This window comes from Streptomyces sp. URMC 127, from assembly GCF_051386535.1.
Classification (GTDB): Bacteria; Actinomycetota; Actinomycetes; order Streptomycetales; family Streptomycetaceae; genus Streptomyces.
Map to the genome: position 1 here is coordinate 1 of NZ_JBPQTW010000539.1, position 277 is coordinate 277.

General features: G+C 72.9%; 1 pseudogene. It reads right to left on the bottom strand.

What is annotated here, in order from left to right:
* Nucleotides 1-277 (bottom strand): annotated as a pseudogene (locus ACSNOH_RS35300) (MFS transporter); the annotation flags it as partial.

Consider the following 277-nt stretch of genomic DNA (forward strand, 5'->3'; position numbering starts at 1 on the left):
GAGGCGATCGCCGCGACCACGCAGCCGACGACGAAGACGGCGAAGGCCTGCACGTACGGGCGGGTGGGGCCGCCCCGGTCGGCGCCCTGGCCGGCGGCGATGGTCCCGAAGAGGTTGGCGAGCATGAACGCGGTGAACGCCCAGCCGAAGAGGTGGACGCCGCCCAGGTCCTCGGCGGCCTCGGGCAGGACCGTGGCGACGCCCAGCCAGAGGAAGGCCACCAGGGTGACCGACGTGATCAGCCCTAAGGACAGCGCGCGGTAGCGGGGATCGCCTA